The sequence below is a fragment of the Massilia luteola genome (genome assembly GCF_034420155.1).
Taxonomy (GTDB): Bacteria; Pseudomonadota; Gammaproteobacteria; order Burkholderiales; family Burkholderiaceae_D; genus Telluria; species Telluria luteola.
On record NZ_JAXOFN010000029.1, the window covers coordinates 1 to 15142 of the forward strand.

Sequence of the window (15142 nt, forward strand, 5' to 3'; positions counted from 1 at the left end):
AGATGTACGGCGCCGAGGTGTCACCGACCCTCATCTCCAACGTCACGGACGCTGTCAGCGAGGATGTGAAGCTTTGGCAGGCCCGCCCGCTCGATGCCGTGTACCCGATCCTGTATCTCGACTGCATTCACGTCAAGGTGCGCGATAACGGCGCGGTGCGCACCAAGGCGATCTACCTGGCCATCGGCGTGAACATGGATGGCCACAAGGAGGTGTTGGGCCTGTGGATCTCCCAAACCGAAGGCGCGAAGTTCTGGCTGCAGGTCGTGACCGAGCTAAAAAATCGCGGCGTACAGGACATCTTCATCGCCTGCGTCGATGGCCTGAAAGGCTTCCCGGACGCCATCGAGGCGGTCTATCCGCAGACTTCGGTTCAGCTGTGCATCGTCCACATGGTGCGCAACAGCCTGAACTTCGTGCCATGGAAAGCGCAGAAAGAGGTCGCCGCCGATCTGAAGTTGATCTACAGTGCAGCCACTACCGATGAAGCTGAACTCAGGCTTTCCGAATTCGAAGATAAATGGGATAAACAGTATAAACCAATAAGTCAGTCCTGGCGCCGAAATTGGGCGCGCGTCATACCGTTTTTCGACTATCCGCCAGAAATCCGCAAGGTGATATACACCACGAATGCGATTGAGTCGATTAACATGAGCCTGCGAAAAGTTACCAAGGCCCGCAGTTCCTTTCCGACTGATGAAGCCGTCAGCAAGCTGTTTTATCTTGCCCTGAACAACATCAGCAAGAAGTGGACGATGCCGATACGGGACTGGAAAGCTGCGCTAAACCGCTTCGCCATCCAGTTTGAAGACCGAGTACCGCAGACTTAAACAAAGACTCGTTTACACAGAATCTGGTACACCCCCGGTTTGCCCAATTAACCTGAAGGTGCTTACGCTGCTTTCTCAGGTGGCGGCGGGGCCTTCTGTTCCTTCTTCGCTTCTGCGATGGCAACAATGCTGGCAAGATGATCGGCCCGCGTCTTTCTGGCGATGTACCATTCTTCAAACAATACTTCGATCAGTTGAATAAGGGCCTGCGCTTCATCCGGGTCGACATCAATAACCAAATTGATGTCTTTTTCCATATGTGCACCGATGTTGCCAATACTCCGCACTGCATCGATTGCCTGCCAAATCGCCGGGTCAATCTTGTCCCTGATTGCATTGATTTCATCAAATAGCGTGCGCTCCTTCACGTTCCAGAAATCTCTGATCATTCCTTGCAAACAGCGTCGGGAAAGAGTCGCAGATGCCTTGGGGCTCAGATCGCGAATACGGCATGCTTCCTCGTAATCTTCTCGCAGCGGAGCAGGAATATAGTCTGGAAATGGGCGGGCGGTCGATTGAGGACGTAAGCGCCATTTCTCCAGTGCTCGACCTTGCAAACGGAATTCACTTCCCATATTGAACCAGTCGCCATTGTGTAACGCCGCGTTAATAGTATGTTCTCCGCACTCGTGGTTGGGGCAAGTAGTTACTACGACATTTAACCCCAACCAGCAATCCTTGACTTCGTTGCGGAAGCGCAGAATTTCCGAAGTAACGTTATCGTCAATAATTGTCGCGACTCGGTTGCAATAGGGGCAAGTCCATCCAGCCATTTTTCCTCCTGTTGTTTTGGATTCAACATAGCATAATCGTGAGCAATTTTGCAAGCACACATGGCCGACGCTCTGTTAATAAACGACCGTTTTCCAACACCCATCAGTTACACCAAACTCATCTGTTAGAAAATTAGGGGTTGCAATTTCTAACAGTTGAGTATATTCTAACGCCGTTTTCTAACACATCAGACAAGCAGGAGATAACAACATGGCAACATTCGCATACGGACGTGTGAGCACGAAGGATCAGACGACCGACAACCAACGCATCGAGATTGAAGCAGCCGGATACGCCATCGACTACTGGTACGCCGACGAAGGCGTAAGCGGTAAAGTGTCTGCAATGCAACGTCCTGAGTTTGCCAAGATGCTCGGCCAGATGCGTACCGGTGAGAAGCTGGTAGTGACCAAGCTTGACCGTCTGGGCCGTGACGCACAGGACGTAGGCGCAACTATCAAGATGCTGGCGTCACGCAACATTGAAGTTGTGGTGCTCCAGCTTGGCAAGCTCGACCTTACGAGCGCTGCGGGTAAGCTGATGCTCACGATGCTGGCCGCTGTTGCTGAGATGGAACGTGACCTGCTGGTAGAGCGCACCCATGCAGGGCTGGAGCGTGCGAAAGCAGAAGGTAAGACTCTGGGCCGTATCCCGAAGACGACGCCGGAACAGAAAGAAGCCATCAAAGCTGCATACGCCAGCGGCGAGACAGTGAGCGCATTGGCACGCAAGTACAACATCAGCCGTGCATCGGTTCTGTCGGTAGTAAAGTAAACCTTAGGATCGAATACAGGCCCACCACTGGCCTATCGCTGATGAGTTGATACGCGCCCAGCCTGATGAGCCTACAACGCCCCTAAGGCCAGTTTAAACGCCTTGGTAAGCCTGTTGCTTTACCTAAAGGCTCCAGCCCTAGCGAATCCTGCCCCTACCGATGGCCTCAGACGCGATTACAGGCCCGTAGAGCAGCCCCGCCCCGGATTGGTGAAAACTCCTGTCGGTCCTCTCCGGACGGCCCTACGGATATTTTTCACGCTTCCCAGACCCCAGCCGATGGCCCCGGCAATGTGCTCAGTCGCCCACTCGCTCTTGATACATTTCTGGAACTGGTATCGAGTTCCCGGACTGCCCCGTGTTCTCCGAAAAAATTTTGGGAAAAAATCACGGCCAGAAACGTCCGTCAAGCAGCGTATACGCTCTCAGCGATTGCTTACTAATCGCTTACTTGGACGGGCTTGATTACTTTTCCCGAATCCAAATTTGACGCCAAGTGTTTGATTTTATTGGCCTGCCCAGCTGGGTTCGAACCAGCGACCCTCAGCTTAGAAGGCTGATGCTCTATCCAACTGAGCTATGGGCAGTCGCGGAGCGCATACCGCAAGGTAAGGCTTCACAAATGAAAACGGGCCGTCGACGACAGCCCGTTTGCAAGACGGTGGTCGGAGTACAAGGATTCGAACCTTGGACCCCCTGCTCCCAAAGCAGGTGCGCTACCGGGCTGCGCTACACTCCGATTGGGACGATCATACCCCGCCGGGCGGGAAGCGTCAATGAACGCTCCCCGGCGCGACGGTCAGACCTCGAAGCGTGCGGCGATGCGCCGGGCCATCGTTTCGGCCAGTTCCGCGTGCTTCGCTTCCACCATGACGCGCACGAGCGGTTCCGTCCCGGACGGGCGGATCAGGACGCGGCCATTGTCGCCCAGTTCGCGCTCGACGTTGTCCTTCTCGGCCACCACGGCCGCGTTCTTCGTCCAGTCCGTGCCCGGCTGCACGCGGACGTTGATCAGGGTCTGGGGATACAGCTTCAGGTCACTGCAGCAATCGGCCAGGCCGCGACCGGAACGCTTGAGCGCGGTCAGCACTTGCAGCGCCGAGACGATGCCGTCGCCGGTGGTGTGCTTGTCCAGCGCCAGCAGGTGGCCGGAACCCTCGCCGCCCAGCAGCCAGCCCTGCTCCTGCATCATTTCCAGCACATAGCGGTCGCCGACCTTCGCGCGCGCGAAGCCGATGCCCATCTCCTTGAACGCCACTTCGAGCGCCATATTGGTCATCAGGGTGCCGACGGCGCCAGCCACCGGACCGGTCGCCATGCGTGCGCGCACCATCACGTACAGCAGCTCGTCGCCGTTGTACAGGCGGCCGGCGGCGTCGCACATGATCAGGCGGTCGGCGTCGCCGTCCAGCGCGATGCCGAGGTCGGCCTTGTGCTCGAGGACGGCTGCGGCCATCGCCTTGGGCGACGTGGCGCCGACGCCGTCGTTGATGTTGAAGCCGTCCGGCTTGGTGCCCAGCTCCACGACTTCCGCGCCCAGCTCATGGAATACGTGCGGGGCGATGTTGTAGGCGGCGCCGTGGGCGCAGTCGACGACGATCTTCAGGCCGCGCAGGTCGAGTTCGTTCGGGAACGTGCTCTTGCAAAATTCGATGTAACGGCCCTGGGCATCGCGCAGGCGCGTGGCACGGCCCAGCTTTTCCGACGACACGCAGCCCATCGGCTGGTCGACCACCTCTTCGATCTCGAGCTCGACGGCGTCCGGCAGCTTGGTGCCGTGCCCGGAAAAGAACTTGATGCCGTTGTCCTGGAAGGGATTGTGCGACGCCGAAATGACGACGCCCGCCTGCAGGCGCAGCGCGCGCGTCAAGTAGGCGATGGCCGGCGTCGGCATCGGGCCGGCCAGCATGACGTCGACGCCCGCCGCCGAGAAACCGGCTTCCAGCGCGGCTTCCAGCATGTAGCCGGAAATGCGCGTGTCCTTGCCGATCAGGACCGTGGGACGGTCGTGCGTGCCGGCCTTGTCCTTGGCCAGCACCTTGCCGGCCGCATAGCCCAACCGCATCACGAAGTCCGGGGTGATGGGCGATTTGCCCACCAGGCCACGGACGCCATCGGTACCGAAATATTTGCGTGCCATTAATTAAATTCTCTTCATCTATTGATTATTCGTAGTGGCCGCTTGCCAGACCTTCAGCGCATCCACCGTCTCTGCCACATCATGGACCCGTACGATCCTGGCGCCCTGCGCTACCGCAGCGAGCGCGCCGCCCAGGCTTCCGGCCAGGCGCTGCTCCACGCTGCGCCCCGTCACCGCGCCGATCATCGACTTGCGTGACACCCCTGCCAATACGGGCAGGCCCAATTCGCTTTCCATGCGGCTTATGCTACGAAGCAAAGCGTAATTATGCTCGACACTCTTCCCAAAACCAAATCCGGGATCGATCGTGATGCGTTCGCGCGCCACACCGGCCGCAAGCAGCGCATCGACCCGCTCGCGCAGGAAGGCGGTCACATCGGCCACCACGTCCCCGTAGGCGGGCTGCGCCTGCATATCCTGGGGCGTGCCCTGCATGTGCATCACGCAAAGTGCGCAGTCGCTGTCCTTGACGGCGTCGATGGCGCCAGGCGCCCGGAAGCCATTGATGTCGTTGATCAGGTCGGCGCCCGCGATGATCGCCTCGCGCATCACTTCCGGCTTGCAGGTGTCGATCGACAGCGCATGACCCAGTTCGCGCAAGGCATAAATCGCCGGCATGACCCGGCGCAGTTCTTCGTCGACGGGCACGCTGGGCGAGCCGGGACGCGTGGATTCGCCGCCGATGTCGATGATGTCGACGCCGTCCTTGATCATCTGTTCGGCCCGCTCCACGGCGAATTCGAGGGCCTGGTAACGGCCGCCGTCGGAAAAGGAATCGGGGGTGACGTTGAGGATGCCCATGACCAGAGGTCGCCGGGCGAGGTTATAGCCGAAACGGCCGCACTGCAGATATTGACGCATGACGAAACACCAACTGATTAAACAATAAAAAGGCACCCGCTCGGGGTGCCTTTCCGTGGGATGGCCCGGCTACCGCCGATCGGCGGTTCAGGCCGGTGCGGTCGCGTTCTGGGCGACGCCGCCACCGCTGTCACTCGGAGGCGTGCGCTTGGTCAGTACCACCGACTTCGGCGGACGCGGTTCGCGGCCGGCCATGATGTCGTTGATCTGGTCGGCGTCGATGGTTTCCCATTCGAGCAGCGCCTTGGTCATCACTTCGACCTTGTCGCGGTTTTCTTCCAGCAGGCGGTGCGCCAGCGCGTACTGCGAGTCGAGGATATTGCGGATCTCGGCATCGACTTTCTGCTGCGTGGCTTCGGAAATGGTCTTCACGGAGCCGCCGAAGAAGCCTTCGTTCGCGTCATCCTCGTAGACCATCACGCCCATGCTTTCCGACATGCCGAAACGGGTCACCATCGAACGGGCCAGCTTGGTGGCGCGGGCGAAGTCGTTCGATGCGCCGGTCGACATCTGGCCGACGAAGATTTCCTCGGCGATGCGGCCGCCGAACAGGATCGAGATTTCTTCCAGCATCTTGTCCTTGTAGCCGGACAAGCTGTCGTGTTCGGGCAGTTGCCAGGTCAAGCCGAGGGCAAAGCCCCGCGGCATGATCGTCACCTTGTGCACGGGATCGGCCTTCGGCAGCAGCTTGGCGATCACGGCGTGGCCCGACTCGTGGTAGGCCGTGTTGCGGCGTTCTTCCTCGCGCATGACCATCGACTTGCGCTCCGGCCCCATGAAGATCTTGTCCTTCGCATCTTCGAAATCGTTCATCTCGACGAGGCGCTTGTTGCGGCGCGCCGCGAACAGGGCCGCTTCGTTGACGAGGTTGGCCAGGTCGGCGCCCGAGAAGCCCGGGGTGCCGCGGGCCAGGATGTCCGCCTTCACGTCGGTGCCGATCGGCACTTTACGCATGTGCACGTTCAAGATCTGCTCGCGGCCGCGGATATCCGGCAGGCCCACCATCACCTGGCGGTCGAAACGGCCCGGACGCAGCAGCGCCTTGTCGAGCACGTCGGCGCGGTTGGTCGCGGCGATCACGATGACGCCCGACGATGCCTCGAAACCGTCCATCTCGACCAGCAGCTGGTTCAGCGTCTGTTCGCGCTCGTCGTTGCCGCCGCCCATGCCGGCGCCGCGGTGGCGGCCGACGGCGTCGATCTCGTCGATGAAGATGATGCAGGGCGAATGTTTTTTCGCGTTCTCGAACATGTCGCGCACGCGGGACGCACCCACGCCGACGAACATCTCGACGAAGTCGGAACCGGAGATCGAGAAGAACGGCACCTTGGCTTCGCCGGCGATGGCGCGGGCCAGCAGCGTTTTACCGGTACCCGGGGGGCCGACCATCAGCACGCCGCGCGGGATGCGGCCGCCCAGTTTCTGGAACTTGGTCGGGTCCTTGAGGAAGTCGACGATCTCGCCCACTTCTTCCTTCGCTTCGTCGCAGCCGGCGACGTCGGCGAACGTGACGGTGTTGTTCGTCTCATCCATCATGCGCGCCTTCGACTTGCCGAACGAGAACGCCCCGCCCTTGCCGCCGCCCTGCATCTGACGCATGAAGAACACCCAGACCCCGATCAGCAGCAGCATCGGGAACCAGGAAATGAAGACTTGCTGGAGGAACGACGGCTCCTCGGGCGGCTTGACGTCGAAGCGCACGTTGTTATCGCGCAGGTCGCCGATCAGGCCGCGGTCGAGCATGGTCGCGGTGGTGCGCACCTTGGTGTCGTCGGTCCGCGTCGCCGTGATGCTCGACCCTTCGATCACGACGTCCTTGATGCGTTTTGCCTTGACGTCATCGAGCAGCTCGGAATAAGCAATGGTCTTGCTGCCGCCCGCGACGCTATGGTTGTCGAACTGCTTGAACAGCATGAACAACAGCAGTGCGACGACCACCCAGATGGCGGATTTGGAAAACATATTATTCACGAAGACTCCTCTGATGCGAACGCATCTTTTCCCATTTTTTCAAAGGCAGATTCTACCGCATTCAGCAGGCCGTGCCACGCACGCCCTCCTATGGTGCCTATACGCCACTATAAACGGTTTTTATTTCCGCTGCGCAGGCATCATGAACATTCCATCCCACAGCGTACGTGGGTGTGGTTGTCTTTGCTGATGTGCGGTTGCGCTCCTGAAAATCAAGGGCGACGCCGTCGATTTTCGCAATTTCAGCTCGCTGGATTCTTCAGACCACGTCCGAGCAGGAAGATTTCCGATGATTTGTCGCGGCTGGCCTTGGGTTTGATCTGTTTGACGACCTTGAATTCGGTGCGGAACTTCTCAAGGATTTGCGTAAACCCCATGTCCTTGAAGCATTTCACTAACAATGCGCCGGATGGTTTGAGGTGCATTTGAGAGAACTCAATAGCAAGATCGATCAAATCCTCCATGCGCGCCGCATCCGCCGAGGGAATGCCGGACAGATTCGGCGCCATATCGGACAGCACGAGGTCGGCCATGCGACCCTCGAGCACGCCGGCCAGCTCGTCGAGCACACTTTCCTCGCGAAAATCGCCCTGAATAAAATGCATGTCGGCGATCGGCTCCATGGGCAGCATGTCCAGGCCGATCATCGTGCCCTTGATGCCGCCCTCGTCCCCGCCGGCCAGCTTGCGCCGGGTGTACTGGCCCCAGCTGCCCGGGGTGCAACCGAGGTCGACGATCACCTGGCCCGGCTTGATGAGCTTTTCGCTTTCGTCGATTTCTTTCAGTTTGTAGGCCGCACGTGCCCGGTAGCCCTCTTTCTGTGCCAATTTGACATACGGATCGTTGATGTGATCGTGGATCCAGTTTTTGTTGAATTTGTTCTTGGCCATTCGCGTAAAATACTGCTTTTAATAGGTATCTCAAAATAACATCATGATCAAACTTACCCCGGTCGAGCGTGCCGCGCTGCGTGCGGAAGCCCACGGACTCAATCCTGTCGTCATGATCGGCGAAGCCGGCCTGACCGCGGCCGTCATGAAGGAAATCTCGTCCAGCCTGGATGCGCACGGCCTGATCAAGGTGCGCGTGTTCGGCGACGACCGTGAAGCGCGCGTCGCGATCTACGAACAGATCTGCGGGGAACTCGACGCCGCCCCGGTCCAGCATATCGGCAAGCTGCTCGTGCTGTACCGCCCGAAGAAGGACGAGGTCAAGGAACGTTCGACCAAATCCGGCAAGGGCCTGCGCGAAGTCACCATCGTCAAGCCGAGCCCGAGCGGGACCAAGAAGCCGTCCGTGACCAAGGTCTTGCTGAAAGGGAACGAGCGCGTCACCCAGGGCGGCAACATCAAGCGGGCCAAGCCCCGCCAGGCCAGCACCAAGAAGACGGTCCTGAAATAATCCGTATTCAAAAAAATTAACCGGGGCCGCTGCCCCGGTTTTTTTTCGCGTCGGCGGCATGGTGGGCACGGGGTGCCCACCCTACGGCAAATTCATGCATCCGGCAATGACTACGCCGTAGGGTGGGCGGCCCTCCGCCCACCAAACGCCCGCGTTATCGAGCCTTCACGACCAGCATCGCGCCGAGGATGGTCTCGACCAGGTACAACACCTGCGACGCCCCATGCAGCGCCGCGAACGTGCCCCATTGGGGCGACGCCCTCACACCGGCCGGCCCGGCCGCCGCGCGGATCGCCGCCATCATCGGCTGCAATCCCAGGTAGACGGCGAGGCTGCACGCCAGCATCCCGGCCACGAGACCGTACAGCCAGCGCCGGCGCCGCGCGTCGAGGTCGGCCGAGCGCGCGGTCGCCAACACCAGCAGCACCGCCAGCGCGATCGCGAGCCAGGCCGAACGCGTCAGCATCATGCCGACGACATTGCCGGCCTGCGTGCTGCCGAGGACGGCGAACGCGCTCGGCGCGGCCAGGTAGCTGACCGCCCACACGCTGCCGGCCCACAGGGCGGCCAGCAGCAACCGCGCATTGGCGAGCATCGTGACGGACTCAGATGTAGCGGACTTCCAGGATTTCGTATTCGCGCGGGCCGGACGGGGCCTGCACTTCGACCACGTCGCCGGCGTATTTGCCGATCAGCGCGCGTGCGATCGGCGACGTGACGGAGACCTTGTTCTCTTTGAGGTCGGCTTCATCCATGCCGACGATCTGGTACGTGACTTTCTGGCCGTTGTCGAGGTCTTCCAGGTCGACGGTGGACGCGAACACGACGCGGCCCTCGGCGTCCAGCGTGGACGGGTCGATGACCTGCGCGGTGGACAGTTTCTGTTCCAGCTCGGCGATGCGGCCTTCGACGAACGCCTGGCGCTCCTTGGCGGCGTCGTATTCGGCGTTTTCGGACAGGTCACCATGCGAACGCGCCTCGGCGATCGCATCGATCACGTTGCGGCGTTCCTTGGTCTTGAGCTGGTGCAGCTCTTCCTTCAACTTCTCGGCGCCGAATTTGGTCAATGGAGTGTTCATGGCTATCTGTTCTCAGTGTTTGCGGACGTACCAAGCGAAAACCACAGAGCCGCACGGCGCAAGCCGCGCGAACTCTGTGGTCTTTGGTACTGCTAAGCGTTACTGCAATCTTACTGCATTGCGCTTAGTTTAAGGTTTTATGCAGGCCTTGTAAATCGTACACGCGCAACTCGTCCAGGTGGCGCATGCCCTGCACCGCGGCCTCGGCGCCGGCGATGGTCGTATAGGTGACCACGCGCGACTGCAGTGCCGACGTACGGATCGTGCGCGAGTCGGCGATGGCGCTGCGCTTCTCTTCGACCGTGTTCACGACCATCGCGATCTCGTGGTTCTTGATCATGTCGACGATGTGCGGACGGCCCTCGATCACCTTGTTGACCGCGGTGACCGGGATGCCGGCGGCGGCGATGACGGCTGCCGTACCTTTCGTCGCGACGAGCGAGAAGCCCAGGTCGACGAGGTCGCGCGCCACCTTCACGGTACGCGGCTTGTCCGAGCCCTTCACGGACAGGAACACGCGGCCAGTCTCCGGCAGGATGATGCCGGCCGCCAGCTGCGACTTGACGAACGCTTCGCCGAACGTCATGCCCACGCCCATCACTTCGCCCGTCGACTTCATCTCGGGGCCGAGGATCGTGTCGACACCCGGGAATTTCACGAACGGGAACACGGCTTCCTTGACGCTGTAGAACGGCGGGACGATCTCTTTCGTGATGCCCTGCTGCGCCAGGGTCTGGCCGACCATGCAGCGCGCGGCGATCTTCGCCAGCTGCAGGCCCGTCGCCTTCGACACGAACGGCACGGTCCGCGAGGCGCGCGGATTCACTTCCAGCACGTACACGGTGTCGACGGTCTGTCCCTCGACTTCCGACTGCTGGATCGCGAACTGCACGTTCATCAGGCCGACGACGTTCAGCGCCTTCGCCATCAACGACGTCTGGCGCTTCAGTTCATCGATGGTGGCTTGCGCCAGCGAGTACGGCGGCAGCGAGCAGGCGGAGTCGCCCGAGTGCACGCCGGCCTGCTCGATGTGTTCCATCACGCCGCCGATGAACGTCGTCTCGCCGTCCGAGATGCAGTCGACGTCGACTTCGATCGCGTCGTTCAGGAAGCGGTCCAGCAGCACCGGCGAATCGTTCGACACCTTCACGGCCTCGCGCATATAGCGTTCGAGGTCGCGCTGCTCGTGGACGATCTCCATCGCGCGGCCGCCCAGCACGTACGACGGACGTACGACGAGCGGATAGCCGATCTCGGACGCCAGCGCCAGTGCTTCGGCTTCGGTGCGCGCGGTGCGGTTCGGCGGCTGGCGCAGGCCCAGCTCCTGCAGCAGCTTCTGGAAGCGCTCGCGGTCTTCGGCGGCGTCGATCATGTCCGGCGACGTGCCGATGATGGGGACGCCGTTCTTTTCGAGGTCCAGCGCCAGCTTCAGCGGGGTCTGGCCGCCGTACTGGACGATCACGCCTTCCGGCTTTTCCAGGTCGACGATTTCCAGCACGTCTTCGAGGGTCAGCGATTCGAAGTACAGGCGGTCGGACGTGTCGTAGTCGGTCGACACGGTCTCCGGATTGCAGTTGACCATGATGGTCTCGTAGCCGTCTTCGCGCATCGCGAGGGCCGCGTGCACGCAGCAGTAGTCGAACTCGATGCCCTGGCCGATGCGGTTCGGGCCACCGCCCAGCACCATGATCTTCTTCTTGTCGGTCGGATTCGATTCGCACTCCTCGTCGTACGTCGAGTACATGTACGCGGTGTTCGTCGCGAATTCGGCGGCGCAGGTGTCGACGCGCTTGTAGACCGGACGGATGCCGAATGCGTGGCGCTGCGCGCGCACGGCCTCCGGCGTCGTCTGCATCAGGAAGGCCAGGCGGCGGTCCGAGAAGCCCTTCTGCTTCAGCTTGTACAGCGTCGGCTTGTCGAGGCTTTCCAGCTTCTGGTGATCGAGCCACAGCTCGATGTCGACGATTTCCTTGATCTGGATGAGGAACCACGGATCGATCTTGGTGAGGTTGTGCACCTCTTCCAGCGTGAAGCCCTGCGCGAACGCGTCGCCCACGTACCAGATGCGTTCCGGACCCGGCTCGCCCAGTTCTTCCTCGATCTTTTCGCGGTCGCGCGTCTTTTCGTTCAGGCCGTCGACGCCGACTTCCAGGCCGCGCAGCGCTTTCTGGAACGATTCCTGGAACGTGCGGCCCATCGCCATCACTTCGCCGACGGACTTCATCTGCGTCGTCAGGTGCTTGTCGGCGGTCGGGAATTTCTCGAAGGTGAAGCGCGGGATCTTCGTGACGACGTAGTCGATCGACGGTTCGAACGAGGCCGGGGTCGCGCCGCCGGTGATGTCGTTGCGCAGTTCATCGAGCGTAAAACCAACAGCCAGTTTCGCCGCCACTTTCGCGATCGGGAAACCGGTTGCCTTCGATGCCAGCGCGGACGAACGCGACACGCGCGGGTTCATCTCGATGACGATCATGCGGCCGTCCTTCGGGTTGATCGAGAACTGCACGTTCGAGCCGCCCGTGTCGACGCCGATCTCGCGCAGCACGTTGATCGACGCGTTGCGCATGATCTGGTATTCCTTGTCCGTCAAGGTCTGTGCCGGCGCGACGGTGATCGAGTCGCCCGTGTGCACGCCCATCGGATCCAGGTTTTCGATCGAGCAGACGATGATGCAGTTGTCCTTCTTGTCGCGGACGACTTCCATCTCGTACTCTTTCCAGCCGAGCAGCGATTCTTCGATCAGCAGTTCCGACGTCGGCGACGCTTCCAGGCCGCGCTTGCAGATCGCTTCGAATTCTTCTTCGTTGTAGGCGATGCCGCCGCCCGAACCGCCCATCGTGAACGACGGACGGATGATCGTCGGGAAGCCCAGTTCGCGCTGCACGGCGCGCGCTTCGTCCATCGAGTGGGCGATGCCGGAACGGGCCGAACCGAGGCCGATCTTCGTCATCGCCTGCTTGAACTTGAAGCGGTCCTCGGCCTTGTCGATGGCTTCCGGCGTCGCGCCGATCAGTTCGACCTTGTACTTGTCCAGCACGCCGTGGCGATGCAGGTCGAGCGCGCAGTTCAGCGCCGTCTGGCCGCCCATCGTCGGCAGGATCGCGTCCGGGCGCTCCTTGTCGATGATGCGCTCGACGGCCTTCCACGTGATCGGTTCGATGTACGTGACGTCGGCCGTTTCCGGGTCCGTCATGATGGTCGCCGGGTTCGAATTGACGAGGATGACCTTGTAGCCTTCTTCGCGCAGCGCCTTGCAGGCCTGGGCGCCGGAGTAGTCGAATTCGACCGCCTGGCCGATGACGATCGGGCCGGCGCCGATGATCAGGATGCTTTTAATATCAGTACGTTTTGGCATTTATTTCTTCTCGCTGGCGTGAGCTTGCATCTTGCTGATGAAACGGTCGAACAGGTAGGCGACGTCGGCCGGGCCGGGCGACGCTTCCGGGTGGCCCTGGAAGCAGAACGCCGGCTTGTCGGTGCGCTCGAAGCCTTGCAGGGAACCGTCGAACAGCGAGACGTGGGTCACGCGGCAGTTGGCCGGCAACGTGGCCGCGTCGACCGCGAAGCCGTGGTTCTGGGACGTGATCAGGACTTGTTTCGAATCCAGGTCCTGCACCGGGTGGTTGGCGCCGTGGTGGCCGAACTTCATCTTGACCGTCTTCGCGCCCGAGGCCAGCGCCATGATCTGGTGGCCGAGGCAGATGCCGAACGTCGGCACGCCCGACTCGATCACTTTCCTGGTCGCGGCGATCGCGTAGTCGCAGGCGGCCGGGTCGCCCGGGCCGTTGGCCAGGAAGATGCCGTCCGGGTTCAGCGCGAGGGCTTCCTCGGCGGTGGCCTGCGCCGGCAGCACGGTGATCTTGCAGCCGCGTTCGGCCAGCATGCGCAGGATGTTGCGCTTGACGCCGTAGTCGAAGGCGACGACGTGGAACTGCGGGTTGTCCTGTTTGCCGTAGCCTTCGCCCAGCTTCCATTCGGTTTCGGCAAACGCGTACGGTTCCTTGACGGAGACGACCTTCGCCAGGTCCATGCCGTTCAGGCCCGGAAACGAGCGTGCCAGTTCCAGCGCCTGCGCTTCCGAAGGTTCGTTGCCTTGGGTGCCGGTGAGGATCGCGCCGTTCTGGGCGCCCTTTTCGCGCAGGATGCGGGTCAGCTTGCGGGTATCGATACCGGCGATGGCGACCACGTTCTCGGCCTTCAGGTAGTCCGACAGCGATTGGGTGGAGCGGAAATTCGAGGCCAGCAGCGGCAGGTCGCGGATGATCAGGCCGGCGGCGTGCACCTTGGTCGCCTCGACGTCTTCGAGGTTGACGCCGTAGTTGCCGATGTGCGGGTAGGTCAGCGTCACGATCTGGCGCGAGTAGCTGGGGTCGGTCAGGATTTCCTGGTAACCGGTCATGGCGGTATTGAACACCACCTCACCGATCGTGTGACCGGCGGCGCCGATCGAATATCCTTTGAAAATGGTTCCGTCTGCCAGGGCTAGGATGGCTGGAACGGCTGGGCCAGAAAAAAATGGCGGCAAGGGCAACTCCCGATAAAGTCGCCGTAGGCTGCGCCACGTCAGACCGGCCTGAACAGGGTGTGGGCACGCATGTCGCCCAGTGTTACAGGTCGCTAGATTGAGGTATGGGTGGGGTAGTCGCTACGGCAGATAAGTGATGGCTAAACCTCCGAATTATAGCGCGATTTATATCGGCCGGCAATCACCTTCCCTGCCCTTTTCGTCTAAATACCCCGGCTGAACTCGGTAGGGTAGGCACCCCTGTGCCCACGCACGCCGCCAACACGCCGCCAACACCGCCAACGCACCGCATACGTCACGCGTGGGCGGAGGGCCGCCCACCCTACGGCCCGCGCAGCCGCAAGAAAAACGGGGGGGCGCTTACAGGCCGAGCGCGGCGATGCCGGCCTTGGCGATCTGGGCATCTTCCGCCGACTTCACGCCGGACACGCCGACGGCACCGACGACCTCGCCGTCCACGACGATGGGGACGCCGCCTTCCAGCATGCCGTCCAGTTCCGGCGCGCGGGCGAACGACACGCGGCCGTTGTTGATCATGTCTTCATAGATCTTCGATTCGCGGCGGCCCAGCGCGGCCGTCCTGGCCTTGGCCGAGGCGATATGGGCCGACACCGGCGCGGCGCCGTCCAGACGCTGCAGCCACAGCGGGTGGCCGCCGTCGTCGCAGATCGCGATGACGACCTTCCAGCCGTTGGCGACGGCTTCGTGTTCCGCGCCGGCGGCGATCTTCTTGATGTCTTCGAGGGTAAGGACAGGCTTGGTTTGCATCTTGATATCTTTCTTTCGT

General features: G+C 61.3%; 13 protein-coding genes and 2 tRNA genes. 3 read left to right on the plus strand and 12 right to left on the minus strand.

What is annotated here, in order from left to right:
- On the plus strand, positions 1–830 hold an 830-nt coding region (locus tag U9J41_RS23430; RefSeq protein WP_322404559.1), incomplete at its 5' end, for an IS256 family transposase.
- Between the two features lie 62 nt (positions 831–892).
- On the opposite strand, the gene U9J41_RS23435 is transcribed toward U9J41_RS23430, so the two are convergent.
- The gene (locus U9J41_RS23435; RefSeq protein WP_322404560.1) at positions 893–1603 is read right to left on the minus strand and encodes a DUF4145 domain-containing protein; all 711 of its coding nucleotides are present in this window, start codon (positions 1601–1603) and stop codon (positions 893–895) included.
- A 211-nt stretch (positions 1604–1814) separates the two neighbouring features.
- On the opposite strand from U9J41_RS23435, the gene U9J41_RS23440 reads away from it, so the two are divergent.
- Positions 1815–2378, plus strand: coding sequence for a recombinase family protein (locus U9J41_RS23440; protein ID WP_322404561.1), 564 nt, complete (start codon positions 1815–1817; stop codon positions 2376–2378).
- A gap of 510 nt (positions 2379–2888) precedes the next feature.
- Here the strand turns inward: U9J41_RS23440 and U9J41_RS23445 are convergent.
- The 6 genes from U9J41_RS23445 to U9J41_RS23470 all read right to left on the minus strand — a co-directional run bounded on the left by U9J41_RS23445 (position 2889) and on the right by U9J41_RS23470 (position 8240).
- A tRNA-Arg gene (locus tag U9J41_RS23445) sits at positions 2889–2965 on the minus strand.
- Between the two features lie 75 nt (positions 2966–3040).
- Positions 3041–3117 (minus strand) — tRNA-Pro (locus U9J41_RS23450).
- Positions 3118–3177: 60 nt separating this feature from the next.
- Positions 3178–4518, minus strand: coding sequence for a phosphoglucosamine mutase (gene glmM / locus U9J41_RS23455; RefSeq protein WP_322404562.1), 1341 nt, complete (start codon positions 4516–4518; stop codon positions 3178–3180).
- An 18-nt stretch (positions 4519–4536) separates the two neighbouring features.
- On the minus strand, positions 4537–5379 hold the full coding sequence (gene folP / locus U9J41_RS23460; protein WP_322404563.1) for a dihydropteroate synthase: 843 nt from the start codon (positions 5377–5379) through the stop codon (positions 4537–4539).
- Between the two features lie 87 nt (positions 5380–5466).
- Positions 5467–7350, minus strand: coding sequence for an ATP-dependent zinc metalloprotease FtsH (ftsH, locus tag U9J41_RS23465; RefSeq protein WP_056435380.1), 1884 nt, complete (start codon positions 7348–7350; stop codon positions 5467–5469).
- A gap of 242 nt (positions 7351–7592) precedes the next feature.
- The gene (locus U9J41_RS23470; RefSeq protein WP_056435383.1) at positions 7593–8240 is read right to left on the minus strand and encodes an RlmE family RNA methyltransferase; all 648 of its coding nucleotides are present in this window, start codon (positions 8238–8240) and stop codon (positions 7593–7595) included.
- 43 nt (positions 8241–8283) lie between these two features.
- Here U9J41_RS23470 and yhbY point away from each other — a divergent pair, with 43 nt between their 5' ends.
- Positions 8284–8751 (plus strand): ribosome assembly RNA-binding protein YhbY, encoded by a 468-nt coding sequence (yhbY, locus tag U9J41_RS23475; RefSeq protein ID WP_056435386.1) that lies wholly within the window; start codon positions 8284–8286, stop codon positions 8749–8751.
- A gap of 154 nt (positions 8752–8905) precedes the next feature.
- On the opposite strand, the gene U9J41_RS23480 is transcribed toward yhbY, so the two are convergent.
- The 5 genes from U9J41_RS23480 to U9J41_RS23500 all read right to left on the minus strand — a co-directional run bounded on the left by U9J41_RS23480 (position 8906) and on the right by U9J41_RS23500 (position 15123).
- Positions 8906–9346 carry a DUF4149 domain-containing protein gene (locus U9J41_RS23480; protein WP_322404564.1) on the minus strand — a complete coding sequence of 147 codons (441 nt, stop codon included), beginning with the start codon at positions 9344–9346 and terminating at the stop codon, positions 8906–8908.
- A 10-nt stretch (positions 9347–9356) separates the two neighbouring features.
- On the minus strand, positions 9357–9830 hold the full coding sequence (gene greA, locus U9J41_RS23485) for a transcription elongation factor GreA (protein ID WP_056435392.1): 474 nt from the start codon (positions 9828–9830) through the stop codon (positions 9357–9359).
- Between the two features lie 124 nt (positions 9831–9954).
- Complete coding sequence (gene carB, locus U9J41_RS23490) at positions 9955–13185, minus strand: carbamoyl-phosphate synthase large subunit (protein ID WP_322404565.1); 3231 nt, start codon at positions 13183–13185, stop codon at positions 9955–9957.
- Positions 13186–14355, minus strand: a complete 1170-nt coding sequence (gene carA, locus U9J41_RS23495; protein ID WP_322404566.1) for a glutamine-hydrolyzing carbamoyl-phosphate synthase small subunit — start codon at positions 14353–14355, stop codon at positions 13186–13188. It lies immediately after the preceding gene.
- 360 nt (positions 14356–14715) lie between these two features.
- Positions 14716–15123, minus strand: coding sequence for a GlcG/HbpS family heme-binding protein (locus U9J41_RS23500; RefSeq protein WP_322404567.1), 408 nt, complete (start codon positions 15121–15123; stop codon positions 14716–14718).
- Positions 15124–15142 lie beyond the last annotated feature (19 nt).